This window comes from Pseudomonas sp. BRG-100, from assembly GCF_000737955.1.
In the GTDB taxonomy this organism is placed as follows: Bacteria; Pseudomonadota; Gammaproteobacteria; order Pseudomonadales; family Pseudomonadaceae; genus Aquipseudomonas; species Aquipseudomonas synxantha_A.
In genome coordinates this window covers 4,965,241-4,991,291 of record NZ_JPRX01000001.1, presented here as the reverse complement: position 1 = coordinate 4,991,291, position 26,051 = coordinate 4,965,241, and the positions used below count along the sequence as shown (strand labels likewise).

Here is a 26,051-nt window from a genome sequence, read left to right as displayed (position 1 = left end):
GCCAGCTCCCACATTGGGGGCTGCAATGGGCGTTAAAGGGCGATCGGCTTGCGGCCTGCGAACGAGTGCGCCAAGGTACCGCCATCCACCAACTCCAACTCGCCCCCCAACGGCACGCCATGGGCAATCCGAGAAGTGATCAAGCCCTTGTTGGTCAGCAGTTGGGCGATGTAATGCGCCGTGGCTTCACCTTCCACCGTCGGGTTGGTCGCCAGGATCACTTCGCTAAAGGTGCCCTGCTCTTCAATGCGCGCGACCAGTTGCGGGATACCGATGGCTTCCGGCCCCAAACCGTCGAGCGGCGACAGGTGGCCCTTGAGCACAAAGTAGCGGCCGCGATAACCGGTCTGCTCCACTGCATACACATCCATCGGCCCCTCCACCACGCAGAGCAACGTGTCGTCGCGACGGGGGTCGGCGCATTGCGGGCAAAGTTCTTCTTCGGTGAGGGTGCGGCACTGACGGCAGTGGCCCACGCCTTCCATGGCCTGGCTCAGAGCCTGGGCCAGGCGGGTGCCGCCACTGCGATCACGCTCCAGCAGTTGCAGCGCCATGCGCTGGGCAGTTTTCTGGCCAACACCTGGCAAGGTGCGCAGGGCGTCGATCAGTTGGCGAATCAGGGGGCTGAAGCTCATGGGCGAAGGGTCCGACAAAACAACGAGACGCGGTTTATACCCGCGCCCCGGATTAGCGTCAAATACTCAATCTTGCGCGACGCGCACCACCAACTTGCCGAAGTTGCGTCCCTCCAGCAAGCCGATAAAGGCTTCAGGCGCTTGCTCCAGGCCATCGACCACATCCTCGCGGAACTTGATCTTGCCATCGCGCACCCACGGCGCCATGGCGCTGAGGAATTCCGGCTGGCGGTCGCCATAGTCGTCGAACACGATAAAGCCCTGGATACGCACACGCTTGGTCAGCAAGGTGCGTTGCAGTGCCGGCAGGCGATCAGGGCCGCTGGGGGTTTCATGGGCGTTATAGCCGGCGATCAACCCGCACAGCGGCACGCGCGCCTTGGCATTGAGCAGCGGCAGCACCGCATCGAAGACCTTACCGCCGACGTTTTCGAAATAAATGTCCACGCCTTTGAAACAGGCCAGGGCCAACTCATGGGCGAAGTCTGCGCTCTTGTGGTCGATACAGGCGTCAAAGCCCAGCTCATCCACCACATAGCGGCACTTGTCGGCACCGCCAGCAACCCCCACCACGCGCAAGCCCTTGAGCTTGGCCACCTGCCCCACCACCGAGCCCACCGCGCCGGACGCAGCCGCCACCACCAGGGTTTCCCCGGCTTTCGGCTGGCCGATATCCATCAGGCCCATGTAAGCGGTCATGCCTGGCATACCCAACACGCCCAGAGCCATCGACGGGCTCGCAAGCCCCTTGGGCAATGGCATCAGGTTCTTGCCGTCGCAGATACTGTGGCTCTGCCAGCCGGTGGCACCGACCACCAGATCACCTACCTCGAATTTCGGGTTGCGTGATTGCTCGACACGGCTGACAGCACCGCCGGTCATCACTTCGCCGATTTCCACGGGTGCGGCGTAGGACGGCGCGTCACTCATGCGTCCACGCATGTAGGGGTCCAAAGACAGGTACAGCGTCTTGAGCAGCACCTGACCGTCTGCCAGATCCGGCAGGCTTACACGTTCCAGGCGGAAGTTTTCCGGCGTGGGTGCGCCTTGAGGGCGTGAGACCAGAACGATGCGTTGGTTGAGCGTCATTTCTTGAGGCATCAGCGGGGCTCCTTTTATCGATGAGAATTCAGCGGTATAGGGTGCAGACCATAGGCAACGGGCCGGGGTTCGATGTTTCGTGCGCGCAAAAAAAATGCCAGGCGCAATGCCCGGCATTTGAGTCTAGCCAACGTTTGTATCAGAACGGCAGTTTCATGCCCGGTGGCAGCTGCATGCCAGCCGTCACGCCGGACATTTTGTCCTGGCTATTGGCTTCGATCTTGCGCACAGCATCGTTGACGGCTGCGGCGAACAACGCTTCGAGCATTTCCAGGTCATCTTCGCCCACGCCAGGCAACACGCTCGGGTCGATGCTGACACGCTTGATGTCGTGACGACCGGTCATCACCACGCTGACCATATCGCCACCGGCTTTACCGGTGACTTCGGCGTTGGCCAGTTCTTCCTGCATCTTGGCCATTTTTTCCTGCATCTGCTGTGCCTGCTTCATCAGGCCGGCCATGCCACCTTTCATCATGGGAATCACCTCAAAAGTACGTGGATCAATAAATAGCCCGGTGTCATGACGCTTGGGGCACCGGGGCTTCGACAGGTTCAATAGTATCGTGGCGGACGACCGCACCGAACTGTTGCATCATTTGTTGGATAAGCGGATCAGCGTGGATCGAATCCTCAGCCTCGCGCTGGCGGTTCAGACGCCGACGGGTCGCGGCCTGGGCCGGGGTTTCCTGCTCGGGCTTGATCAGTTCGATGGCGATGGTCAGCGTGCGCCCATGGTATTGGTTGAGCGCATCGTTGAGCCGACGCTGCTGGGTCGCATTGAACAAGGCGCTGTGGGCCGGATCCAGGTGCAGCAGCCAATGGTCGCCCTCGATGGAGATCAGTGTGCAGTTGGCGGCGATACTCCCGGTCATGCCGGAGATCGGCAATTTCGGAAACAATTCCAGCCATTGCAGGGCCAGGCCGGTGGCCGGGGCCGCAGCCGGTTCTGCCTCGGGCTCGGGCGCTGGCTCGGCGGTGTGCTCGCTGGCCAATTCGTCCAGGTAGCTGTAGGCCGAATCCATGTCCGGCTCGATGTAGTCTTCGTCCAGCGGCGGTTCGTCGTCCAGGTCGATGCCGGGGGTCGCGGCCTCGACCTGGGCTACCGTCGGCTCGGGAACCGGCGCCGATACCCACTCAGGGGCATCCGGCACCACGCTGTCCGGGGTCGGCGCAGGCATCGGCGTCAGCTCCGGCTGCTCGCCGGCAGTTTCCAGTACAGGTTCTACGGCGGGCTGTTGCTCAGCCTCGGGCTCAGTCTCTGCTTCGACCGGATCGTTCCAGGGCAGGTCGACCACGGGGGCGGGCTCGATAACCGGCTCGGGCTCAACCACAGGTGCCACTGCAGCCGGCGCAGGTTCGGGCTCAGGTGCCGGCGCCACCGGCGCAGGCGCAGCCACTACTGGCGCGACAACGGCCGCGCCAGCCACTGGTTTGGCGGAATCAACTGTGGCCTGGCTGATCCCCACTGGCTTTAGCGGCTGTCTCGGCGCGTCTGCCGAATCCGCCGGCCGGAACGCCAGCATCCGCAGCAGCACCATTTCAAAGCCACCCCGCGGGTCCGGCGCCAGGGGCAGGTCGCGGCGGCCGATCAGGCCCATCTGGTAGTAAAACTGCACATCCTCGGCCGGTAATGCCTGGGCCAGGGCCAACACGCGGTCGCGATCGCCATGGCCGTTATCCACGCCTTCCGGCAGGGCCTGGGCGATAGCGACGCGATGCAGCACATTGAGGATTTCCGAGAGTACGCCATTCCAGTCCGGGCCTTGCTCCGACAGGTGGCGCACGGCCTCAAGCAATGCCTTGGCGTCGCCCTCGATCAGCGCGTGCAGCACGTCGAAGACCTGGCCGTGGTCCAGGGTACCGAGCATGGCGCGCACATCGGCAGCCATCACCTTGCCTTCGCCAAAAGCGATGGCCTGGTCGGTGAGGCTCATGGCGTCGCGCATCGAACCGTCGGCAGCGCGGCCCAGCAACCACAGGGCGTCGTCTTCGAACGGTACGTTCTCGACACCCAGCACATGGGTCAAATGCTCGACCACGCGCTCGGGCGTCATGTTCTTCAGCGAGAACTGCAGGCACCGCGACAAAATGGTTGCAGGAAGTTTCTGCGGGTCGGTGGTGGCCAGGATGAACTTAACGTAGGGCGGCGGCTCTTCCAGGGTTTTCAACAGCGCATTGAAGGAGTGGCTGGACAGCATGTGCACTTCGTCGATCAGGTAGACCTTGAAGCGCCCACGGCTCGGCGCGTACTGCACGTTGTCGAGCAGCTCGCGGGTGTCTTCGACCTTGGTGCGGCTTGCGGCGTCGATCTCGATCAGGTCGACGAAACGCCCTTCGTCGATCTCGCGGCAGACCGAACAGGTGCCGCAAGGCGTTGACGTGATACCGGTCTCACAGTTCAGGCACTTGGCGATGATGCGCGCAATGGTGGTCTTGCCCACCCCGCGAGTACCGGTGAACAGATAGGCGTGGTGCAGCCGCTGGCTGTCCAAGGCATTGATCAGAGCCTTGAGCACATGGGTCTGGCCGACCATTTCGCGGAACGAGCGCGGGCGCCATTTACGTGCAAGAACCTGATAACTCATCGAAAACCGTCGCAACTGGGAAGCGGAAGCCGGTAATGCTAGCGGAGCAGGGGGGAAATTGCATCCGGCACGCTCGTCTAATCTGACGAAGCTGGCTTGATTGCCCGTCCAGATGGCGTCTGCGGGTGTCCCGGCCGCACGATTGAGCGCCAGCGTCCCTCCAGGCTGATAGCGGCGACGCTGGTCAGCACGATCACCGCACCCAGCATCACCTGCAGGGTCACCTGTTCACCGAGCAGCGTGGCGGCCATCACCATGGCAACCGGCGGAATCAGGTACATCGCCACCGAAGCGCGGCTGACTTCGACGTGCTTGAGCACATAACCCCAGGCCAGATAGGCCAACGCACTGGGAAAAATACCCAACACCAGCACCGCGAGGTTCTCCCGCAACGGCGCCTGCACGATAGCGGCAGGCAGGCCCGGCAGGTTCACGCACAGCATCAAGGTGCCGGACCAGACCATGTAGCACGCCATCGTCAATGGACTGTAGCGATGGGCGAAATGCCTCTGGATGGCGAAGTACACGCTCCATGAGCAGGCCGCCAGCAGGATCAACAAGCCGCGCGGGTCGATATCGCCTACACCATGATCGCCCCAGATCACCACCAGCACGCCGGCCAACCCCAACAGTACACAGCTCCAACGCCAGATGCTGACGCGCTCCTGCAAACAGAAAAAAGCGATCAACACACTGAACAGCGGCGCCGACTGTGCCAACACACTCGACGCCGCCGCTGTCACCCATTGCTGCCCGTGATTGAGGCTGGTGTGGTGCAGGAACACCCCGAAGAAACCCAGCACCAGCAGCCACGGCAGGTCGCGCACCTGGGGCCGGCCAATGCCGACTACCCAGGCCACAGCCGCCATGAATAGCGACGCAATCAAGAAACGCAGCAGCGCCAATTGGCCAGGGCTGTAGCTGTGCAGCCCCATATGCACGCCTATGGGTGAATAAGCCCAACAGAGGATGACGCTGGCAATGACTAGCGTAAGCTTGAGCGGTGACGGGGTACTCATCGATGGCATCCATAAAAGAAGGAGTGCCGTCAGTCTTGGCCCGGGCCAGGCGTAGGACAATTAAGCGTTTCTGACTTCTGAAATCACTGGAACTGAGCAATGGAACTGGCCCAACTGAAAATGGTGCGAGCCGTGGCGCAAACCGGCAGCGTGGCCCAGGCCGCCCTGCAACTGCACTGTGTGCCGTCCAACATCACCACCCGCATCAAGCAGCTGGAAAGTGAGTTGGGCACACCGTTGTTTATCCGCGCCGGCCGCGGGCTGGCGATCAGTGCTGCGGGTGAGATCTTCCTGGATTACTGCGAGCGCATCCTGGCGTTGGTGGATGAGTCCAAGCGTGCGGTGGATGCCAGCGCGATTCCCCGTGGCACCTTGCGCATCGGCGCGGTGGAATCCAGCGCCAGCGGCCGCCTGCCGCCGCTGTTGGCGGAGTATCACCGGCGTTATCCCGAGGTCAGCCTGGAGTTGGTGACCGGCGCCTGGGCGCAACTATTGGACGACCTGCAACACCATCGTCTGGATGTGGCCCTCGTGGCCGCCAGTGGCAAACACACGAAGCTGGAGCACAGCGTGGTCTACAGCGAACGCCTGGTACTGATCGCCAGCGCGTGCAGCGCGCCCATCCACAGCCCCGAAGACCTGGCTGGCCGCACATTATTGGTGTGGCCGCCCGGCTGCCCCTACCGCGCAGCACTGGAAAACTGGCTCAAGCCCCAGGACTTCAAGCCAGCGATTGCCAGCTATACCAGCTGGGGCACGATCATCGGCTGCGTCAGCGCGGGGATTGGCGTGGCTTTGGCGCCGGAGGGCATCCTGGCGCGTTATGAGCAGGCCAATCAGCTGGCATCGTATCGGTTCGACGAACTGGCAGCGGTAGACAACTTGCTGTTCTGGCACAAAGATACCCAGCGGCATCTTGCACGGGATGCATTCTCCGGGCTACTGCGCGAAACCTTCGGCTAACACCGCCAAAATGTGGGAGGGGGCTTGCTCCCGATAGCGGTGGGTCAATCAATATAGGTGCTAGCTGACGCTTCCTCATCGGGAGCAAGCCCCCTCCCACATTTCAGAGCTTCTCAGAGCTTCGGTGCAGCCAACCGTGCGTACTGGCCCTGGCTGATCCAGCCCGTGAAGGAACGGTCGTGCGCATTGATAAACTCCACCTGCGCCCAGCCGTCCTTGAACGCCAGCACACCCACTACGTCACCCTTGACGATATAGGGACGCTTGACCGCCTTGCCCCCCGGAGTTTTCAACAGGTAAGCCTTGTCGGCAGACACCGTCACCAGCCCGATCCACTTTTTGCTGGCAGTCTGGGTCAGGTCCAGGCCCGTGGCGATTTCCGGCATCAACACGTTGATGCAGCCGGGGTGTTGCCGGCCCTGCTCCACTGTCAGGACCACACCGTCGGACGCCACTGCCACACTCCCAGGGTAGGCAGCATCCAGCCAGGTGGTAAGCGTCTCTGGCTTGCCTTGCAGGTAGAAGGTGCAACGGCGGCTAACGCCCTCGCCCATCGCTTCGGAATAAAAGCCTTCAACCTGGTTACCGGGCGTCACCGCCAGCATCAACCCTTCGTACTTGCCTGAATGCAAAGCGGCCGAACCAGCAAACGCGGGGGCCACGGCGCACAACGACAGCATTCCCATCGCCAGAAAACGAATCATCTTATTTCTTCCCTTCAAAGGCTTCGTAGGCTTGTTTCATCAGCACGTCATAGTTGCCGTAGTCCTCGCCGTTATAGTTACGAGCCATGGCTGTGAAATCCTTGTTTTTCATCGCACTCATCAGCGCCGTGCTCTTGCTGCAAAAACTGAGGTAGGCCTTGAGTTGATTACCAGCGTTTACTTTTAACGCCGCTGCAAACTCGAACACCGTCTTGAACCCGCACGACGCGAAGTTGAACCCCATGACCTGAAACATCCCCCAGGACGCCGACATCAGTGCCGCTTCCTGGTCGAGAGCAAAAGCGGTGGCCATGGTTTCCCAGGCCTTGACCTGGTCCTTGTTGTTGGTCTGCCACTGCGGCCCGGCTTTTTTCTTGTAGACGTACGACAGCAGCGGGTGCGACTGGTCGTAGATATGCTTGGTGTACTTGCGAAAGTGATGACCTTCGAAGGCGATGATCGGCAGCTTGGCCGGCCCGAACCCCACTTTCCCGCCCGACTCGATGGTGGCGAACGCCTTGACCACATTCACCGAGATGCCGTTTCCCAATTGCTTGGCAGCATTCTGGAAGTCCGTATCGCTCAGCGTCGTGCCGCCGTCGCAGGTGGCCTGCAGCATTAATTGGCGGTTGCGCCGCTCGGCCTCGATCACCGCACGCACCTGGTTCAGGTAGACATTGACCGTGGCTTGCACCGCATCGACGTTGTTATTGCCCAATGCGTTGAGAAAGCTCGGAATACGCATGGTCGGGAAGGCCCGTACGGGTACTTTCACCGCTTCCTCGATCAAGCTGTTGAACGTACGCCCCGTGGGGTCGATCACCCCATCGGGATGAGCATATTTGAGATGGCGGAACTGATACTGGCTGATGCACTGCACCAACTGGCCATCGCACTTGCCGTTTTCCAGCAAGGCAAAGCCCATTTTGGGAATGATCAGGTTGAATAAATATTGGATGCACTGCACATCGGCGGGCAAGTTGCGGGCTTTGCCGGGAGCGCCGACTGAGGCACTGATAAGTCGAGGCAACCCTTGCAGGCTTTTCATGACAGACATCCTTGTAAGTTAGAGAAGCGATAGCACTTCAATATCAAGTCCATGCCCTTGTCATGCTCTGAAACAAGTGGCCGGCGCAAGCTAACAAGGCGGTCTGGGGGTTGTCCAGAGGGCTTTTCCAAAGTTGTGAAACAGCTGGATTAAATCCTTCAGTAACCGTGTAATTCGCGGGTTTTCTGATACTTGTGATAGTCGAGCCACTCAACCACATCGTAGGGCAGATAGAGCTGCTGGGTTGCTCGCGAAATTGCGATATACACCGCACACAGTCGCTGGTCGAACGCGTAGGCATCCTGGAACTTTACGTTGGTCAACAACGCTGGTGTGAGCAACACCCGGTTGAACTCCATGCCACCGGCGTCTTGCGCCAACATCAAGAGGCAGCGCTCATCCGGATGGCCGCTTTGCCTGTTCAAGCGCGTGACATCCGCCAGATTAAAGCCTTTTTGCAGCTCAGCTTCGACCCAGAGAAACGCCTCATCGAACTGGCAGGCCTCGCGTACTTGCTGCCAATCGGCCATATCGCTGAAAAACGGGTGGGGCCCGCTGTCATTGAACTCGCTGCTGTAGAAGTCAGGCTTGAACAACGCGACCACGGTGTCCATAAAGTACTTGAGCGACTGCTGCGCTTCTTTACCGGCCAGGCTGAACGCACAACGGGCTTCGCTCAACTGGATGGCCCACTTCATTGTGTCCCAGTGGGATGCGGTCAATACCACGCAGCCTTGCGGCGGTACAAAGCCCAGCGGATAAAACTCGATACCGACGTCGGCATCCCGAGCCCCCTCGAAAAGCACTTTGTTCTTATCCGAATGCTGGCTGATCAAGGGATTGACCAGGCGCTCGACATTGCGTCCGGAGCGCACGGAGTAACACACATCCGTATGGCGCACCTCACGGGCGCGCCTGACCATGACTCCACTGGCCTGCTGATACTCATCCCCCAGGGTTATCAGCACCTGCCGGCCCCGCTCGATGATTTGCAGCAGCGGCGCCGGAATATCCTGGCTCTCGTCGATAAGGACGTGGGTATAGCGCTCGGGCACCACGCAGCCGGCGAGGCTGGCGCGCTTGATCATCAGCAAGGCTTCAAACCCAGTCTGGCTGCCCCAGGCCGGATTCGCTTCGAGATAGCTCCATAGCCGGCTGGCATATTCGAGCAGTGCCCTGGCATCAACGCTGGACAGCGGCTGTTTGAAATGCGGCAAGTGCTTCGCCGACAGGCTGTATTCCCAGGAGCGGCAGTAGGCTTGCAATACGTTGAGGCAAACGTCGACCACAGCCTGCCCTTGCAGGCCACGAAAGCCGAAGATATTCAGCTCCTGAGCCAGTGCCTGCTTGCTCGGCGCCCTCACCTGCGCAGTCAGCGGCTTGGGCCTGGGACCCTGCATCAAGGCGTGGGCGAATGCATGGAAGGTATGCCCGGCCTTTCGCTCGCGTACGCCCACCATACGGGCACGCAGGGTTTCCAGCTTTGCCGGGGTACGTGCCAGCAACAAGGTCTTTTCCGGGCGCAGATGCTCCATCAGGGCCACCAGCAGGTGACTCTTGCCGATACCTGCATAGCCCTGAACATGCAGGTCTTCGTTCAAGTTGGCACGGAAGGTTCTGACCAACTTGTCTTGCTCGGCACTCAACCAGCGCTCGCGATGCCTGGGCGTGACCATCTGCTTGCTGAAGGGATCATTGGTCTTGAGATGGCGGACTTTGTACTCTACGTCCCACTTGCCGCTGGGCAACAGATAGTCGCGCGCCTGCACTTCCTCCGCTAACAGAAAACGCAGCTTCAGGCTTTTGACCACATTGAGGCCGAAGTACAGCTTCCTTTGGTCGAACAGCCGCTGCGCCTCGGAGAGTAGGGAGACGCTTGCCGAATGGCTGGCCTCTACCGCCCAGTCAATCAGCTTGGCCAACACTTTTTCGGCACCATTGGCGCTCAGGTCGCTTTCGGGCACCTGCGCCAGGTTCTGGATCACCAGCACCGCCGCCAACTCCGGCTCACTCAGGGCTACGAGCGCATCGAAACCCTCACCGCTCAACAAACCCACACAGGTTTGCTCGGTGATCGGCAAGAACACAGGGCTGGACAAATCAAAATGTTCCGAGTGCATACAGCCTCGTAGCCAGGGGAAAGACACGCTTGGGAGTATGCCACTAGTCGTGGAGTGGCCGTCGTGCACTGTGCGATAAGGGTCACAGATGACTGGCTGACTATATGGATTCAGGAATAGGTAAAACAGAAGGGAGCGTTATGGAGGCAACCCCACCAGCCACACCCCGGCACACAATGTTCCCGCTGTGGCTGCTGCCTTCCGGCTCTGACCAGGTTCACGGGTAATCGTTGCGGGGGGACCGATGGGGTCACCATAACGACGCAAGCCTCTCGGCAAGCCGCGCCATTGTACCGATCTGATCGGAAGTTACAACCGTAAAAAATGAGAAGCTTCAAGTACTTGCCATGGCCCTCTGCAATTACCCCTCCCACAGGGGCAATCACTGAGCCTGCAGAACCTCGTCCGCTCTGCCACCCTCTTCCTGGATGACCAGGTGGATAAAGTGCAACTTGGCTATCACCCCCGGCGGCAGCACGAAGGGGTAGAAATCCGGCTGGCCCATGGCGCGGGACAGTTCGTTGAGCATACCGGCCAGCTCGATCCAGGCATTGACGAACGAGAGGAACGCCGGGCCGCCGGGGTGTGCCGGGTCATACAGCGTTGTCAGCGGGAACGGTTGGTAGTCCAGGTCCATCTCGCGGGCGCTCATGCCAAAGCCCAACGCGGTGTCCACCGCGTCCATCATGTGCAGGTAATGGGCCCAGGTTTCAGCCCAGTCTTCCCAGGGATGCATGGTGGCGTAGGCGCTGACGCAGGTTTGCTGCCAGTCCGGACGCGGGCCGTTCTGATAATGCTGGTCGAGCGCTTCGGCGTAACTGGCGTGCTCATCGCCGAACAAGGTGCGAAAAGCGTCAAGCCAGTGGCTGTTGGCAATCAGCCGATCCCAGTAATAGTGGCCGACTTCATGGCGAAAATGACCGAGCAAGGTGCGGTAAGGCTCACGCATCTGTACGCGGACTTTTTCGCGGTGAGCATCGTCGGCTTCCTTGATATCGAGGGTGATCAGGCCGTTGGCATGGCCAGTGGTCGGCGCATTGCCTGCCAGGTCAGTCCCGATGAAGTCGAAGGCCAGCCCGGTGTCTTCGTCAACGCTCTTGGGCACCACCTGCAGGCCCAGGCTGATCAGTTGTGCCACTAGCCGACGCTTGGCAGTTTCGACCTTGCGCCAGCGTTCGGGGTTTTCCGGGATGGATAGATCAGGAATAGTGCGATTCAGGCTACAGGCCACGCACAGCGACGCAGTGGTGTGGGCGGGGATCAGCCAGTTGCACGCGGCCGGTGAGTCGAGGTTGGCACAGCGACGCCAGGCCCCGGCATCGAGTGCGTCATCCGCCAGCCAAGTGTCAACGACAGGGCCGGGTTGCAGGGAAGACAAACGGCTTTGCTGCGGCAGATAACCCAGCACCGCCTGGCAGGCCAGGCATTGGCTGTTGCGAAAGAATAAAGACTGGCCGCAGCGGCATTGCCACACCTTGCTGTTGCGCGAGGTTTGAGCCATGAACGGGGCGGCGATGCGCGAACTGAGTTGCTCGAAGTAACGGAACATGGCGGGCTCTCCCTGGGGTGACAGAGACTAGATCATTTCTCGCTCGAGATCGTTCCGCTTTCTTGAGGGGCTGCTGCGCAGCCCGACGGGAGCAAGCTCCCTCGCCACAGGAAGAGGTCAGACGCTGATGTTGTGGCTGGCCAGGAAGGCGACGAAGGCCTCCTCATCCAGCACTTTAAGGCCCAGCTCGCTGGCCTTGGCCAATTTGGAACCGGCTCCCGGCCCGGCGACCACGCAGTGGGTTTTCGCCGAGACGGAACCGGCCACCTTGGCGCCCAGGCTTTCGAGCTTGTCCTTGGCGACGTCGCGGCTCATCAACTCCAGGGAGCCGGTGAGTACCCAGGTGTGCCCGGCTTCGGGCAAGCCTTCAACGACCTTTTTCTCGCTCTGCCAGTGCATGCCGAAGTCCTTGAGCTGCTGCTCGATGGCCAGGGCATGATGGGCGTTGTCAGGGTTGTCGAAGAATTCGCGCACGGCCTTGGCTTGCTTCTCGGGCAGGGCCTGGCGCATATCCAGCCAATCGGCCTTGATCACGCCTTCCAGCGAACCGAACTTGTCTGCCAGTTTCTGCGCAGCTCCCGGCCCGACGGAAGGTACATGCAGCTTGTCGAGCAAGCCGCCCAAGGTGGTGCTGGCGGCGAATTCTGCGCTGAGTTCGCCTTGCTCCTGCAATTGCAGGCCGCATTCGTCCGGCGACAACAGTGCACCGATCACATCCTGGTTATGGCTGTCTTCAAAGAAGCTATGAATCTCGTGCGCCACTTCCAGGCCGACGTCGGGCAAGTAGGTCAGCACTTCAGGCAAAGCCTTCTGCACACGCTCCAGGGACGCCAGCGAGCGTGCCAGCACCTTGGCGGTCTCTTCGCCCACATCGGGAATACCCAGGGCGTAGATAAAACGCGCCAGGGTCGGGGTCTTGCTGTTTTCGATGGCGCTGATCAGCTTCTTGCTGGAGATATCGGCAAAGCCTTCCAGGTCGATGATCTGTTCGTACTTGAGCTTGTAGAGGTCTGCCGGCGAACCGATGAGTTTCTCATCCACCAATTGCTCGATGGTCTTGTCGCCCAGGCCGTCGATGTCCATGGCACGCCGCGAGACGAAATGGATGATCGCCTGCTTGAGCTGCGCGCCACAGGCCAGGCGCCCGACGCAACGGTACACCGCGCCTTCGCTGACGGTTTCCTTGCCTTTGCTGCGCTTGACCAGTTGCGTGCGCTCCACATGGGAGCCGCACACCGGGCAGTTCTCGGGGATCTGCACCGCACGGGCGTGCTCCGGGCGACGCTCGGTGACCACCGAGACCACCTGCGGAATCACATCACCGGCGCGGCGGATGATCACCGTGTCACCGATCATCAGCCCCAGGCGCGCCACTTCGTCCATGTTGTGCAGGGTCGCGTTGGACACCGTCACGCCAGCCACCTTGACCGGCTTCAAGCGCGCCACCGGGGTCACAGCACCGGTGCGGCCAACCTGGAATTCCACGTCGAGCAACTCGGTCAGCTCTTCCATCGCCGGAAATTTATGCGCAATCGCCCAACGCGGCTCGCGGGCGCGGAAGCCCAGTTCACGCTGGGACGCGATGCTGTTGACCTTGAACACCACGCCGTCGATTTCATAGCCCAGCGAATTACGGCGCTCGCCAATGTCGCGGTAGTAGTCCAGGCACTCCTGGATACCCTTGGCCAACTTCAGTTCGTGGCTGATCGGCATGCCCCACTTCTGCAACTGCTTGAGGTTGCCGATATGGGTATCGCTGATATCCGCGGTCACCTGGCCGATGCCATAGCAGCAGAATTCCAGCGGGCGGCTGGCAGTGATCTTCGAGTCCAGTTGGCGCAGGCTGCCCGCCGCGGCGTTGCGCGGGTTGGCGAAGGTCTTGCCGCCAACTTCCAGCTGCGAGGCATTCAGGCGTTCGAACCCGGCCTTGGACATGAACACTTCGCCACGGACTTCCAGAGTAGCCGGCCAGCCGCTGCCGTGCAGCTTGAGCGGAATATTGCGCACGGTGCGCACGTTGACGCTGATGTCCTCACCGGTAGTGCCGTCACCCCGGGTAGCGCCGCGTACCAGTTCGCCGTCCTGATACAGCAGGCTGACCGCCAGGCCATCGAGCTTTGGCTCGCAGCTGTACTCCACTGCCGCACCCGCGCCAAACAGATCGCCTACCGGCAGGTCGAGGCCCTCGGTCACCCGGCGATCAAACTCCAGCATGGTGGTTTCATCAAAGGCGTTGCCCAGGCTGAGCATCGGGATCTCATGCTTGACCTGGGTGAATGCCGACAGCGCCGCACTGCCGACCCGCTGTGTCGGTGAATCACGCGTCACCAGCTCCGGATGCTCGGCTTCCAGGGCCTTGAGCTCGTGGTACAAGCGATCGTACTCGGCGTCCGGAATGCTCGGCTCGTCAAGCACGTGGTAGCGATAGTTGTGCTGATCCAGTTCAGCGCGCAGTTCGAGAATGCGGGTGTGGGCGGCGGTCATGGGTGTTCTCTCATAAAGCAAAAGAGCAGCCGAAGCTGCTCAATATGTTAGTGCATGGATTCTACAGACAACGCTTATGATCGAACCTCAGCGTTTCTGTGTCAGGGCACGACGCTCGAACTCGACGATGCGCTGACGATAATGCTCGATGGTCTGGGCGGTCAGGACGCTGCGCTGGTCGTCCTTGAGCTCGCCGTTCAATTCCTGGGACAGCTTGCGAGCTGCGGCCACCATCACATCAAACGCTTGCTTGGGGTGACGCGGGCCTGGCAAACCGAGGAAGAAACTCACCGCCGGGGTGCTGAACAGGTCGATATCGTCCAGATCGAAAGTGCCGGGTTTGACCGCATTGGCCATGGAGAACAGCACTTCGCCATTACCGGCCATGCTCTCGTGACGGTGGAATATATCCATCTCGCCAAAGCGCAGGCCGCTCTCAAGGATGTTCTGCAACAGCGCAGGGCCCTTGAAGCCGCCGGCATCGCGGCAGATCACACTGATAACCAGGACTTCCTCGGCGGCCGGCTGATCGTTTACCGATTGGCGTGGCGCGCTTTTGGTCGGGGTCTCGTCGGGGAAGTCGTCATCACGGCTGCTGAAGCTCGGGCCGTCATCGACGTCCAGGTTCAGGTCGCCTTGATGCGGCTCGGCAACCGCCGCGCCACCACGCTTGCCGCGCTTGGAGGACGGCTCGCGGGCTTCCCGCAACGGCGCGCTCATTGACGGCAAATCATGCTCGTCCAGTTGCGGCTCTTTGTGGGTATCCAGCACACGGGGCGGCCCCAGCAGCTCGGCGGCGCCGTCGTCGTCAGGCAAGTTGGACAGGTTTCGGTCCAAGCGGAACTTGAGCTTGCCCTTGCCACCGCGCATGCGGCGCCAGCCATCGAAAAGAATACCGGCAATGACAATGATGCCGATGACGATCAGCCACTCGCGCAGACCGATTTCCATGTAATCCCGTGCCTCTAATAAAAAATGCTGAAAAATAAGGGGTTTAGCACCGTGCAAACCGCTTTAAAACGTGGCGCCAACTCTATGTTCTGACTGACGTTTTGCCCACGCATACGAAAAATTGACATTAAACTAGCACGACCAAAGATAACTTTACACCGTCTGTCAAAATGCCTTGAACAAATATGTCCATTTGCCACTTTCGCCAGACCGGTAAATCGCCCTACGACGTGCCGTAAATTCTCTCTCCTGGCATGGTTCAGGATTCCACCATTGCCATCGCCTCTTCCACATCCACTGCGACCAAACGCGAACAGCCCGGCTCGTGCATCGTGACCCCCATCAACTGGTCCGCCATTTCCATGGCGATCTTGTTGTGGGTGATGTAGATGAACTGCACAGTCTGGGACATCTCTTTGACCAACCGAGCGTAGCGTCCAACGTTAGCGTCATCCAGCGGCGCGTCAACTTCGTCGAGCATACAGAACGGCGCCGGGTTCAACTTGAAGATGGCAAATACCAGGGCCAATGCGGTCAGGGCTTTTTCGCCACCGGACAACAAATGGATGGTGCTGTTCTTCTTGCCCGGAGGCCGCGCCATGATCGTTACCCCTGTATCGAGTAGATCTTCGCCCGTCAGTTCCAAGTAGGCACTGCCACCACCGAAAACTTTTGGGAATAACGCCTGTAAACCGCCATTAATCTGATCAAAGGTATCTTTGAAGCGGTTGCGGGTTTCCTTGTCGATCTTGCGGATCACGTTTTCCAGGGTGTCCAGGGCTTCGACCAGATCGGCATCCTGAGCATCCAGATAACGTTTGCGCTCGGACTGCTGCTGGTACTCATCGATCGCCGCAAGGTTGATGGCGCCAAGGCGTTGAATGCGTGCGGCAATCCGCTCAAGTTCTTCTTCGGCTTCCTTCTCGTTGGCCTGGGCGGTCAGGGTGTTGAGCACGCCATGCAGGTCATAACCGTCTTCGAGCAACTGGTCTTGCAAGGTCTTGCGGCGCACGGTGAGGGCTTGCCACTCCATGCGCTGTTGTTCGAGTTGGCCGCGGATCAATTGGGATTGCTGCTCGGCCATGGTACGGCGCTTTTCAGCGTCACGCAGTTCGCGGTCGGCATCTTCCAGGGCGATCTGCGCGGTCTTGAGCTCTACGTCGACGGTCATGCGCTTGTCGAGCAGTTCCTCAAGCTTGAGGCGCAGCTCTTCCAACGGCGCCTCGCCCTCCTCCAGGTTGAGGCTCAGTTGCTCACGTTTTTCGGTGAGGCGTTCGGACTGCATCTCCAGGCGCTCAAGGGCCTGGCGCGTGGAATCATGCTGGGCCCGCAGAGAGCCCAGGCGCACCGCCAACTGGTGAGCGTGATCCTTGTGCTGGCGAGCTTCCTGGCGCACGCGGTCGAGGCGTTCGCGCAGGCTGTCACGCTGGGCCAGCAGCAACTCGCGCTGCTCGGTATCCAGCGCCATGCTGTCGAGGGCTTCCTGCAATTGCAGGCGCGCTTCGCCAACCTGCTCATGTTCAAGGGCGCGCTGTTCGCCCATCTCGGCCACTTCTTCGTCAAGGCGGGTGCGGCGCAGGGTCAGTTGTTCGACCTTGGCTTTGCTCGCCGACAGTTGGGCTTTCAATTCGCCTTGCTGGCGCGCTTCGTCTTGCAACAAGCGGCGCAGGTGTTCGCGGCCGGTCTCTTGCTGGCGCTGGGTGGCGCGCAGGGTTTGCAGTTCGGTTTCCAGACTTTCGAGGGTGGCTTCGCGCTCTTCGCGTTCGGCGATCAGGTTGACGATTTCCTGGCCGCGGGCCAATACGCCACTTTCCGCTTCGCTGGCACGGCGCACGCGCAGGAAATGTCGGCCGATCCAATAACCGTCGCGACTGATCAGGCTTTCGCCGGCGCTCAGTTGACCGCGCTGGGCCAGGGCCTGTTCAAGTGACTCAACCGGCTTGACCTGGCCCAGCCATGGCGACAAATCAATCGCCGCCTCGACCTTGTCCAGCAGGCTGCCCGGTACCCGCGTGCCGTCGGCCGCCGGGCTGAGCAAACGCAAATCGCCCTGGGCGAAACCGGCCAGGTCGAAGCCGCCAAAATCGTCCACCAGCACCGCTTGCAGATCGGCGCCGAGTACGGTTTCCACCGCCAGCTCCCAACCGGCTTCTACCTTCAAGCCTTCGGCCAGGCGCGGGCGCTCGGCCAGATGCTGGTCGCGCAGCCACTCGGCGGTGCCGGTGCCAGGGTCCAGCGCAGCTTGCTGCAAGGCTTCAAGAGATGCCAGGCGCCCATTGAGCCGTTGCAGATCGCCCTGGGCCTGCTGCTGCGCCTGGGTTGCCGTATGCAGTTGCTGACGCAATTGCTCCAGGCGTTCCACCTGTTGTTCCTCGCTGGCTTCCAACTCTTCCAGCGTCATTTCGCTTTCGGCCAGTTGCTCGCTCAGCGCCATGATCGCCGCGTCTTCGGGGTCGGCGGCGAGCAATACACGTTCTTCCTGCAGGCGACGCTGGCGTTCGGCCAGGCGCTCCATGCTGGTTTCCAGTTGCTGAATGCGCGACTGCTGCACCTCGGCCTGGCGACGCGGCTCGGCCGATCGCAGGTTGAAGGTATCCCACTGCTCCTGCCAGGCGTGCATGGTGGTTTCGGATTCTTCCAGCGCGGCGGCGGCCTCTTCGGCGGCGGCGTTGGTGATTTCCTGCTCGGGGGTGAGCATGTCCAGCTCTTCGCCGAGGGTCAGCAGCAAGGTGCGGTCATGACCCAGGTGCGACTCGGTTTCCAGGCGAGCGCGCTCGGCCTCCTTCAAGTCATCCTGCAACTGGCGCAAACGCTGCTGGCCGTGCTGGATGCTCTGCTCGACCCGAGCGATATCGCCCCCCACCGAATAGAAGCGGCCCTGCACCAGATTGAAGCGTTCGGACAGTTCATGGTGCCCGTCACGCAAGCGTTCGATGCTGGCGTCAGCATTGCGTTGCTCGGCCACCAGCGCCTCAAAGCTGACCTCCTGGGTGCCAATGATCGCTTCGCGCTGGCCCACTTGATCGTTCAGTGCCTGCCAACGCAGGGCCGACAGTTGCGCCTTGAGCTGGCGCTCTTCGCCCTTGTATTCCTGATACTTCTCGGCGGCCTGGGCCTGGCGGTGCAGACGCTCCAACTGGCGCTCCAGCTCTTCGCGCAGGTCGGTCAGGCGGGCGAGGTTTTCATGGGTACGGCGGATGCGGTTTTCAGTTTCGCGGCGGCGCTCCTTGTACTTGGAGATGCCGGCCGCTTCTTCGATAAAGTTGCGCAGGTCTTCGGGCTTGGCTTCGATCAGCTTGGAGATCATGCCCTGTTCGATGATCGAATAGCTGCGCGGGCCCAAACCTGTGCCGAGGAAAATATCGGTGATGTCCCGGCGGCGACACTTGGTGCCGTTGAGGAAGTAACTGTTCTGGCTGTCGCGCGTCACTTTGCGGCGAATGGAGATCTCTGCGTAGGCGGCGTATTCGCCGACCAGGGTACCGTCGGAGTTGTCGAACACCAGTTCGATGCTGGCCTGGCTCACCGGCTTGCGGCTGGTGGAGCCGTTGAAGATGACATCGGTCATCGACTCGCCACGCAGGTTCTTCGCCGAGCTCTCGCCCATCACCCAGCGTACGGCGTCGATGATGTTCGACTTGCCGCAGCCATTGGGTCCCACTACCGCTGCCATGTTGCTGGGGAAGTTCACGGTAGTCGGGTCGACGAAGGATTTGAACCCCGCCAACTTGATGCACTTGAGCCGCACGCTTAGGCGTCCGCCAACGCAGCGATGACCAGCGAGCTACTGCGCTGGCAGTAGGCCGACAGCACCAGGCGAATCTGCACCAGATCACGGGCGAGCACCGCGGCGAGCAATTGCTCGAACAGTGCCTGGAACTCGCTCATGGACGCCTTGCGCTGATCCAGGGCCAGGTAATAAGCGCGGTTCATCGCCGGCTGCAGGTTTTCAACGGTTTCCTGCAAATAAGGGTTGTTGGCGAAGGGATACGCGGCGCGCATCACGCTGAAGCTTTCTTCGACGAAGGCGCGGATGTCCTCGCGCTCCAAGCTCAGCTGCAGGCGTTGCTGGATCTGCAAGAACGGCGCCATATCGGCCTGGGTCTGCCAGCCTTCGGCCACTGCATTGCCGAGCAGGATGTACATCTCGCCCATCAACGTACACAGGCTCTGCACCTTGTGCGCGGTGAGCTCGGTGACGTGGGCGCCACGGCGCGGCAGGATCGCGATCAGATGGCGGCGTTCGAGGATCAGCAAGGCTTCGCGCACGGAACCGCGACTGACGTTGAGCGCCAGCGTGACCTTCTGTTCCTGGATCCGCTCCCCAGGCTTGAGTTCGCCGCGAATGATACGTTCGGCGAGGTGGTGAGCGATTTGCTCGGCGAGACTGTCCGGCGCCTTGAACGTCATGTTTTCCCTTCAAAATCTTCTATCGGTACAAGCGCGGCAGTGTAGCGCATTGGCCCGCTGATGGCGCTACGCCCACCGTGGCGAATTTGGCATGAAATAAGCAACGTTAACAGCCCACACGCCGCCAAAAACACCGGTTCCAGAAGACTGAACCATAATTGAAAGTGTTGCGATCGCATTTTCTTGACCCATAGGTCAGAAAACCATTGACCGAAAAGTCAGACATGACTAGATTCGGCGCAAAGCGGTTAACAACAATAATGAGTCTGCGAGGCCTTCCGTGATCCAGTTTTTACTCAACCAGGAACTCCGTAGCGAGCACGCCCTGGACCCCAACCTGACCGTGCTCAACTATCTGCGTGAGCATGTGGGCAAATCCGGTACCAAGGAAGGCTGCGCCAGCGGCGACTGCGGTGCGTGCACGGTGGTGGTCGGTGAGCTGCATACCGATGGCCAAGGCACCGAGCAGATTCGTTACCGCAGCCTCAACTCCTGCCTGACTTTCGTGTCGTCGCTGCACGGCAAACAACTGATCAGCGTTGAAGATCTCAAGCACCAGGGCCAACTGCACAGCGTGCAACAGGCCATGGTTGAGTGCCATGGCTCGCAGTGCGGCTTTTGCACCCCGGGTTTCGTGATGTCGTTGTTTGCCCTGCAAAAAAACAGTGACGCCCCCGACAGCCACAGAGCCCATGAAGCCCTGGCCGGCAACCTGTGCCGCTGCACAGGTTATCGCCCGATCCTGGCCGCCGCCGAACAAGCCTGCTGCAACAAGCCTCAGGATCAGTTCGACTGCCGCGAGGCCGACACCATCGCCCGCCTTAAAAGCATCGCGCCCACTCAGACCGGCGAGCTCAACAGCGGTGACAAACGCTGCTTGGTGCCCTTGACCGTCGCCGACCTGGCCGACCTCTACGACGCCTATCCGCAAGCCCGCCTGCTGGCCGGCGGCACCGACCTGGCGCTGGAAGTGACCCAGTTCCACCGCACCCTGCCGGTGATGATCTACGTCGGCAACATTGAAGACATGAAGCGCATCGAACATTTCGACGACCGCCTGGAGATCGGCGCGGCCACCGTTCTCTCCGATTGCTACACCGCGCTACACCATGAATACCCGGACTTCGGCGAACTGCTGCAGCGCTTCGCCTCCCTGCAAATCCGCAACCAGGGCACCCTGGGCGGCAATATCGGCAACGCCTCACCGATTGGGGATTCGCCGCCACTGTTGATTGCGCTCGGCGCCCAGATCGTACTGTGCAAAGGCAACACCCGCCGCACGCTGGCGCTGGAAGACTATTTCATCGATTACCGTGTCACCGCCCGCCAGGACAGCGAGTTCATCGAGAAGATCATCGTGCCCAAGGGCCACGCACTGTTCCGTGCCTATAAGGTGTCCAAGCGCCTGGACGATGATATTTCAGCCGTGTGCGCGGCGTTCAACCTCAACATCGACAACGGTGTGATCAGCGCGGCGCGCGTTGCCTTCGGCGGCATGGCTGCCACACCAAAACGCGCAAAAAGTTGCGAGGCCGCGCTGGTGGGCGCCATCTGGAACTCGGCCACGGTCGAGAAAGCCTGCGCCGCCCTGGCACAGGACTTCACCCCGCTGTCGGACTTCCGCGCCAGCAAGGAGTATCGCCTGCTCAGCGCGCAGAACCTGCTGCGCAAATACTTCATCGAACTGCAAACGCCGCACATCGAGACTCGGGTGACCGCTTATGTCTAACCATCACGCCGTCGTAAAGACCCAGGCCGAACTTGCCGAACTGTTTGCCCGGGATCTCACCTCCGGGGTCGGGCGCAGCGTCAAGCATGACAGCGCCGCCAAGCACGTCAGCGGCGAAGCGCAGTACATCGATGACCGCCTGGAATTTCCCAACCAGTTGCACCTGTATGCGCGCCTGTCCGACCGTGCCCACGCCCGCATCCTCAGTATCGACACTGCGCCCTGCTACGCCTTCGACGGCGTGCGCATTGCGATTACCCACGAAGATGTACCAGGCCTGAAAGACATCGGGCCGTTGATGCCCGGCGACCCATTGCTGGCCATCGACACTGTGCAGTTCGTCGGCCAGGTGGTGCTGGCCGTGGCGGCCCGTGACCTGGAGACCGCGCGCAAGGCGGCGATGGCGGCAGTGATCGAATACGAAGACCTGGAGCCAGTGCTGGATGTGGTCGAGGCTTTTCGCAACAAGCATTTCGTGCTCGACAGCCACACGCACCAACGCGGCGATTCGGCGTCTGCGCTGGCGAGTGCCAAGCACCGTATCCAGGGGACCCTGCATATCGGCGGCCAGGAACACTTCTATCTGGAAACCCAGATCTCTTCGGTAATGCCCACCGAAGACGGCGGCATGATCGTCTATTGCTCTACGCAAAACCCCACCGAAGTGCAGAAGCTGGTGGCCGAAGTGCTTGACGTGTCGATGAACAAGATTGTCGTGGACATGCGTCGCATGGGCGGCGGGTTCGGCGGCAAGGAAACCCAGGCCGCCAGCCCCGCCTGCCTGTGCGCGGTGGTAGCACGCTTGACCGGCCAGCCGACCAAGATGCGTTTGCCGCGGGTTGAAGACATGCTGATGACGGGCAAGCGTCACCCGTTCTATATCGAGTACGACGTGGGCTTCAACGACAACGGTCGCCTGCACGGGATCAACCTGGAACTGGCGGGTAACTGCGGCTGTTCGCCAGACCTGTCCAACTCGATTGTCGACCGCGCCATGTTCCACGCCGACAATTCGTATTACCTGGGCGATGCGACGGTCAACGGCCATCGCTGCAAGACCAACACGGCCTCCAACACCGCCTATCGCGGCTTCGGCGGCCCCCAAGGCATGGTCGCCATCGAGGAAGTGATGGACGCCATCGCCCGCCATTTAGGCCAAGACCCACTGGCGGTACGCAAGGCCAACTACTACGGCAAGACCGAGCGCAACGTCACCCACTACTACCAGACCGTCGAGCACAACATGCTCGAAGAGATGACCGCCGAACTCGAAGCCAGCAGCCAATATGCCGAACGCCGCGAAGCGATCCGCCTGTATAACGCCCACAGCCCGATCCTGAAAAAGGGCCTGGCGCTGACCCCGGTGAAATTCGGCATTTCTTTCACCGCAAGCTTCCTGAATCAGGCCGGCGCGCTGATCCATATCTACACCGATGGCAGCATCCACCTGAACCACGGTGGCACCGAGATGGGCCAAGGCTTGAATACCAAGGTCGCGCAAGTGGTGGCCGAAGTGTTCCAGGTGGACATCGACCGCGTGCAGATCACCGCCACCAACACCGACAAGGTGCCCAACACCTCGCCCACTGCGGCTTCCAGCGGCGCCGACCTGAACGGCAAGGCGGCACAGAATGCCGCCGAGACCATCAAGCAGCGCCTGGTGGAGTTCGCTGCGCGCAAGTACGACGTCAGTGAAGCGGACGTAGAGTTCCGCAACGGCCATGTGCGCGTGCGCGAGCACATCCTAACGTTCGAATCGTTGATCCAGCAGGCGTATTTCGGCCAGGTCTCGCTGTCGAGCACCGGTTTCTACAAGACCCCGAAAATCTTTTACGACCGCAGCCAGTCGCGCGGACGACCGTTCTACTACTACGCGTTCGGCGCCGCGTGTTGCGAAGTGATCGTCGACACCCTGACCGGCGAATACAAGATGCTGCGCACCGACATCCTCCACGATGTGGGCGCTTCGTTGAACCCGGCCATTGACATCGGCCAGGTCGAAGGCGGCTTTATCCAGGGCATGGGTTGGCTGACCATGGAAGAACTGGTGTGGAACAACAAGGGCAAGCTCATGACTAACGGCCCGGCCAGCTACAAGATCCCGGCCGTAGCGGACATGCCGCTGGACCTGCGGGTGAAACTGGTGGAGAACCGCAAGAACCCGGAGGACACAGTATTCCATTCCAAGGCCGTGGGTGAGCCGCCGTTCATGCTCGGGATTGCTTCGTGGTGCGCGATCAAAGATGCGGTGGCGAGTTTGGCTGACTATCGCCAGCAACCAAAGATCGATGCGCCGGCCACGCCCGAGCGGGTGTTGTGGGGGTGTGAGCAGATGCGGCAATTGCGGGCGGCGAAGGCTGTCGAGGCTGACACTGAATTGGCTTCGCTCTAGACCCAGGCGCTGCCATCGCGGGCAAGCCCGGCTCCCACATTTTGAGGTGCTAACCCGATCAAATGTGGGAGCTGGCTTGCCTGCGATAGCGGCCGAACTAACAGCAGAAATGTTGAGGTAGACATGGACAACTGGATCAGCGCCCTCGCCACCCTGCAAAACCAGGGCGAACCCTGCGTACTGGTGACCATCATCGAAGAGCTGGGCTCCACGCCACGTAATGCCGGTTCCAAGATGGTGATCAGTACCGCGCGCACCTTCGACACCATCGGCGGCGGGCACCTGGAATACAAGGCAATGCAGCTCGCTCACGACATGCTCGTGCGCGGCCAGCAAACCACTCATCTGGAGCGCTTCAGCCTCGGCGCGAGCCTGGGCCAGTGCTGCGGTGGCGTGGCGGTATTGCTGTTCGAACCCATGGGCCAGGTGCAGGCGCAGATCGCGGTGTTTGGCGCCGGCCATGTCGGGCGTGCGCTGGTGCCGTTACTGGCAAGCTTGCCCTGCCGCGTACGCTGGATCGATTCCCGTGAGCAGGAGTTTCCGGAGCACATCCCGCAAGGCGTGCGTAAAATCGTCAGTGAAGAACCGGTCGATGAAATTGCCGACCTGCCCGCGGGCAGTTACTGCATCGTCATGACCCACAATCACGCGCTGGACCTGGAACTCACCGCCGCCCTGCTCAAGCGCAATGACTTCGCCTACTTCGGCCTGATCGGCTCGAAAACCAAACGCGTCAAATTCGAACACCGCCTGCGTGACCGCGGCTTCGACACCGCACGGTTGCAACGCATGCGCTGCCCCATGGGCCTCACCGAGGTGAAGGGCAAGTTGCCGGTAGAGATCGCCATCTCCATCGCCGGCGAAATCATCGCCACCTATAACGCCAATTTCGGCCAGCACACTGCCGGCGCCGAACCCATTGCCAAACTGCTGCCGGCTTCGCGCCGCAGCCAAGCTATCAATTGAGATAACCATGCCTTTGACTCGCAAAGCCTACCGCGCCGCCATCCTGCACAGCATCGACGACCCTGCCATCGTTGGCATCGACGCCTCCTACGAGTATTTCGAAGACGGCCTGCTGGTGATCGATAACGGCCAGATCAGTGCGCTCGGCCACGCCAGCGACCTGCTGCCGACGCTGCCCGCCGACATCGACATCACGCACTACCAGGACGCATTGATCACCCCCGGCCTGATCGACACCCATATCCATCTGCCGCAAACCGGCATGGTCGGCGCCTACGGCGAGCAATTGCTGGATTGGCTCAACACCTACACCTTCCCCTGTGAAAGCCAGTTCGCCGACAAGGCCCACGCCGATAACGTCGCGGATATCTTCATCAAGGAGTTGCTGCGCAACGGCACCACCACCGCACTGGTCTTCGGCAGCGTACACCCGCAATCGGTGAACTCGTTTTTTGAAGCGGCCGAGAAACTCGACCTGCGCATGATCGCCGGCAAAGTGATGATGGACCGCAACGCGCCGGACTACCTGACCGACACACCTGAATCCGGCTATCAGGAAAGCAAGGCGTTGATCGAACGCTGGCACGGCAAAGGCCGCCTGCATTATGCCGTTACGCCACGCTTCGCCCCCACCAGCACGCCTGAGCAACTGGCGCTGGCAGGGCAATTGCTGGGCGAATACCCAGATCTGTACATGCAGACCCACATCAGTGAGAACAAGCAGGAAGTCGAGTGGGTAAACGAGCTGTTTCCCGAGCGCAACGGCTACCTGGACGTGTACGACCATTACAAACTGCTCGGCGAGCGCTCGGTGTTTGCCCACGGCGTGCACCTGTGTGACGACGAATGCGCACGGCTGGCGGAGACCGGCTCGGCGGTGGCGTTCTGCCCAACGTCGAACTTCTTCCTCGGCAGTGGGTTGTTCAACTTGCCGATGGCCGAGAAACACAAATTGAACGTAGGCCTGGGCACCGACGTGGGCGGCGGCACCAGCTTCTCGCTCCTGCAAACACTGAATGAAGCCTATAAGGTCATGCAGTTGCAGGGAGCGCGGTTGAGCCCGTTCAAGTCGCTCTATCTGGCGACCCTGGGCGGTGCGCGCGCGTTGCGCCTGGAAGACAGGATCGGCACATTGCAGCCGGGGACGGATGCGGACTTCCTGGTGCTGGACTACAACGCCACGCCACTGCTCAGCTATCGCTTGAAGCAGGCCAATAACATTGCCGAGACGTTGTTTGTGCTGATGACGCTGGGGGATGATCGGGCAGTGTTGCAAACCTATGCAGCCGGCCAGCTGGTGCACCAGCGCTGATCTCAGAGACACCACAAAACCAATGTGGGAGCTGGCTTGCCTGCGATAGCATCACCGCGGTGTAACTGATACACCGCGGC

Annotated in this window: 18 protein-coding genes and 1 other RNA gene; 5 read left to right on the top strand and 14 right to left on the bottom strand. The window is 60.8% G+C overall.

The annotated features are described in order from the left end of the window. Nucleotides 1-32 precede the first annotated feature (32 nt). The 5 genes from recR to JH25_RS05330 form a co-directional block, all read right to left on the bottom strand. Complete coding sequence (gene recR / locus JH25_RS05310) at nucleotides 33-635, bottom strand: recombination mediator RecR (protein WP_005790294.1); 603 nt, start codon at nucleotides 633-635, stop codon at nucleotides 33-35. Nucleotides 636-701: 66 nt separating this feature from the next. Then, on the bottom strand, nucleotides 702-1,736 hold the full coding sequence (locus JH25_RS05315) for an NADP-dependent oxidoreductase (RefSeq protein WP_032879952.1): 1,035 nt from the start codon (nucleotides 1,734-1,736) through the stop codon (nucleotides 702-704). Nucleotides 1,737-1,875: 139 nt separating this feature from the next. Then, entirely contained in the window at nucleotides 1,876-2,214 is a 339-nt protein-coding gene (locus JH25_RS05320) for a YbaB/EbfC family nucleoid-associated protein (RefSeq protein WP_003193199.1), read from the bottom strand. Between the two features lie 43 nt (nucleotides 2,215-2,257). After that, on the bottom strand, nucleotides 2,258-4,324 hold the full coding sequence (dnaX, locus tag JH25_RS05325) for a DNA polymerase III subunit gamma/tau (protein ID WP_032879951.1): 2,067 nt from the start codon (nucleotides 4,322-4,324) through the stop codon (nucleotides 2,258-2,260). A gap of 77 nt (nucleotides 4,325-4,401) precedes the next feature. Beyond that, on the bottom strand, nucleotides 4,402-5,343 hold the full coding sequence (locus JH25_RS05330) for a DMT family transporter (protein ID WP_032879950.1): 942 nt from the start codon (nucleotides 5,341-5,343) through the stop codon (nucleotides 4,402-4,404). Nucleotides 5,344-5,442: 99 nt separating this feature from the next. Here JH25_RS05330 and JH25_RS05335 point away from each other — a divergent pair, with 99 nt between their 5' ends. Continuing rightward, nucleotides 5,443-6,306 (top strand): LysR family transcriptional regulator, encoded by an 864-nt coding sequence (locus JH25_RS05335; protein ID WP_032879949.1) that lies wholly within the window; start codon nucleotides 5,443-5,445, stop codon nucleotides 6,304-6,306. Between the two features lie 113 nt (nucleotides 6,307-6,419). On the opposite strand, the gene JH25_RS05340 is transcribed toward JH25_RS05335, so the two are convergent. From JH25_RS05340 to JH25_RS05375, 9 genes are all read right to left on the bottom strand, one after another. Further along, complete coding sequence (locus tag JH25_RS05340; RefSeq protein ID WP_032879948.1) at nucleotides 6,420-7,010, bottom strand: hypothetical protein; 591 nt, start codon at nucleotides 7,008-7,010, stop codon at nucleotides 6,420-6,422. 1 nt (nucleotide 7,011) lies between these two features. Continuing rightward, entirely contained in the window at nucleotides 7,012-8,058 is a 1,047-nt protein-coding gene (locus JH25_RS05345) for an N-acetylmuramidase family protein (protein ID WP_032879947.1), read from the bottom strand. 158 nt (nucleotides 8,059-8,216) lie between these two features. Further along, nucleotides 8,217-10,178 (bottom strand): AAA family ATPase, encoded by a 1,962-nt coding sequence (locus JH25_RS05350; protein WP_032879946.1) that lies wholly within the window; start codon nucleotides 10,176-10,178, stop codon nucleotides 8,217-8,219. Nucleotides 10,179-10,328: 150 nt separating this feature from the next. Further along, nucleotides 10,329-10,425, bottom strand: an RNA gene (gene ffs / locus JH25_RS28310) — signal recognition particle sRNA small type. Between the two features lie 135 nt (nucleotides 10,426-10,560). Next, a complete protein-coding gene (locus JH25_RS05355; RefSeq protein WP_032879945.1) occupies nucleotides 10,561-11,727 on the bottom strand; it encodes a zinc-binding metallopeptidase family protein in 1,167 nt (388 codons plus the stop codon). A gap of 117 nt (nucleotides 11,728-11,844) precedes the next feature. Beyond that, on the bottom strand, nucleotides 11,845-14,211 hold the full coding sequence (gene ligA / locus JH25_RS05360) for an NAD-dependent DNA ligase LigA (protein WP_032879944.1): 2,367 nt from the start codon (nucleotides 14,209-14,211) through the stop codon (nucleotides 11,845-11,847). 87 nt (nucleotides 14,212-14,298) lie between these two features. Further along, the gene (gene zipA / locus JH25_RS05365; RefSeq protein ID WP_005790323.1) at nucleotides 14,299-15,162 is read right to left on the bottom strand and encodes a cell division protein ZipA; all 864 of its coding nucleotides are present in this window, start codon (nucleotides 15,160-15,162) and stop codon (nucleotides 14,299-14,301) included. Between the two features lie 259 nt (nucleotides 15,163-15,421). After that, on the bottom strand, nucleotides 15,422-18,910 hold the full coding sequence (gene smc, locus JH25_RS05370; protein WP_032879943.1) for a chromosome segregation protein SMC: 3,489 nt from the start codon (nucleotides 18,908-18,910) through the stop codon (nucleotides 15,422-15,424). 2 nt (nucleotides 18,911-18,912) lie between these two features. Then, on the bottom strand, nucleotides 18,913-19,572 hold the full coding sequence (locus JH25_RS05375) for a GntR family transcriptional regulator (protein WP_005790326.1): 660 nt from the start codon (nucleotides 19,570-19,572) through the stop codon (nucleotides 18,913-18,915). A gap of 280 nt (nucleotides 19,573-19,852) precedes the next feature. Between JH25_RS05375 and xdhA the strand changes: the two genes are divergently transcribed. The 4 genes from xdhA to guaD all read left to right on the top strand — a co-directional run bounded on the left by xdhA (nucleotide 19,853) and on the right by guaD (nucleotide 25,971). Further along, nucleotides 19,853-21,301 (top strand): xanthine dehydrogenase small subunit, encoded by a 1,449-nt coding sequence (gene xdhA, locus JH25_RS05380; protein ID WP_032879942.1) that lies wholly within the window; start codon nucleotides 19,853-19,855, stop codon nucleotides 21,299-21,301. Continuing rightward, complete coding sequence (xdhB, locus tag JH25_RS05385) at nucleotides 21,294-23,693, top strand: xanthine dehydrogenase molybdopterin binding subunit (RefSeq protein ID WP_032879941.1); 2,400 nt, start codon at nucleotides 21,294-21,296, stop codon at nucleotides 23,691-23,693. Before xdhA ends, xdhB begins: the two co-directional genes overlap by 8 nt. Nucleotides 23,694-23,816: 123 nt before the next feature. Further along, on the top strand, nucleotides 23,817-24,659 hold the full coding sequence (xdhC, locus tag JH25_RS05390; RefSeq protein ID WP_032879940.1) for a xanthine dehydrogenase accessory protein XdhC: 843 nt from the start codon (nucleotides 23,817-23,819) through the stop codon (nucleotides 24,657-24,659). 7 nt (nucleotides 24,660-24,666) lie between these two features. Further along, the gene (gene guaD, locus JH25_RS05395; protein WP_032879939.1) at nucleotides 24,667-25,971 is read left to right on the top strand and encodes a guanine deaminase; all 1,305 of its coding nucleotides are present in this window, start codon (nucleotides 24,667-24,669) and stop codon (nucleotides 25,969-25,971) included. Nucleotides 25,972-26,051 lie beyond the last annotated feature (80 nt).

Bases quoted from the DNA above. Each gene is read 5' to 3' on its own strand.
- JH25_RS05375 (WP_005790326.1), bottom strand. From the start codon at position 19,572: ATGACGTTCAAGGCGCCGGACAGTCTCGCCGAGCAAATCGCTCACCAC.
- dnaX (WP_032879951.1), bottom strand. From the start codon at position 4,324: ATGAGTTATCAGGTTCTTGCACGTAAATGGCGCCCGCGCTCGTTCCGC.
- zipA (WP_005790323.1), bottom strand. From the start codon at position 15,162: ATGGAAATCGGTCTGCGCGAGTGGCTGATCGTCATCGGCATCATTGTC.
- JH25_RS05315 (WP_032879952.1), bottom strand. From the start codon at position 1,736: ATGCCTCAAGAAATGACGCTCAACCAACGCATCGTTCTGGTCTCACGC.
- JH25_RS05335 (WP_032879949.1), top strand. From the start codon at position 5,443: ATGGAACTGGCCCAACTGAAAATGGTGCGAGCCGTGGCGCAAACCGGC.
- ligA (WP_032879944.1), bottom strand. From the start codon at position 14,211: ATGACCGCCGCCCACACCCGCATTCTCGAACTGCGCGCTGAACTGGAT.
- JH25_RS05330 (WP_032879950.1), bottom strand. From the start codon at position 5,343: ATGAGTACCCCGTCACCGCTCAAGCTTACGCTAGTCATTGCCAGCGTC.
- JH25_RS05345 (WP_032879947.1), bottom strand. From the start codon at position 8,058: ATGAAAAGCCTGCAAGGGTTGCCTCGACTTATCAGTGCCTCAGTCGGC.
- recR (WP_005790294.1), bottom strand. From the start codon at position 635: ATGAGCTTCAGCCCCCTGATTCGCCAACTGATCGACGCCCTGCGCACC.
- JH25_RS05340 (WP_032879948.1), bottom strand. From the start codon at position 7,010: ATGATTCGTTTTCTGGCGATGGGAATGCTGTCGTTGTGCGCCGTGGCC.
- JH25_RS05355 (WP_032879945.1), bottom strand. From the start codon at position 11,727: ATGTTCCGTTACTTCGAGCAACTCAGTTCGCGCATCGCCGCCCCGTTC.
- xdhB (WP_032879941.1), top strand. From the start codon at position 21,294: ATGTCTAACCATCACGCCGTCGTAAAGACCCAGGCCGAACTTGCCGAA.
- xdhC (WP_032879940.1), top strand. From the start codon at position 23,817: ATGGACAACTGGATCAGCGCCCTCGCCACCCTGCAAAACCAGGGCGAA.
- JH25_RS05320 (WP_003193199.1), bottom strand. From the start codon at position 2,214: ATGATGAAAGGTGGCATGGCCGGCCTGATGAAGCAGGCACAGCAGATG.
- JH25_RS05350 (WP_032879946.1), bottom strand. From the start codon at position 10,178: ATGCACTCGGAACATTTTGATTTGTCCAGCCCTGTGTTCTTGCCGATC.
- guaD (WP_032879939.1), top strand. From the start codon at position 24,667: ATGCCTTTGACTCGCAAAGCCTACCGCGCCGCCATCCTGCACAGCATC.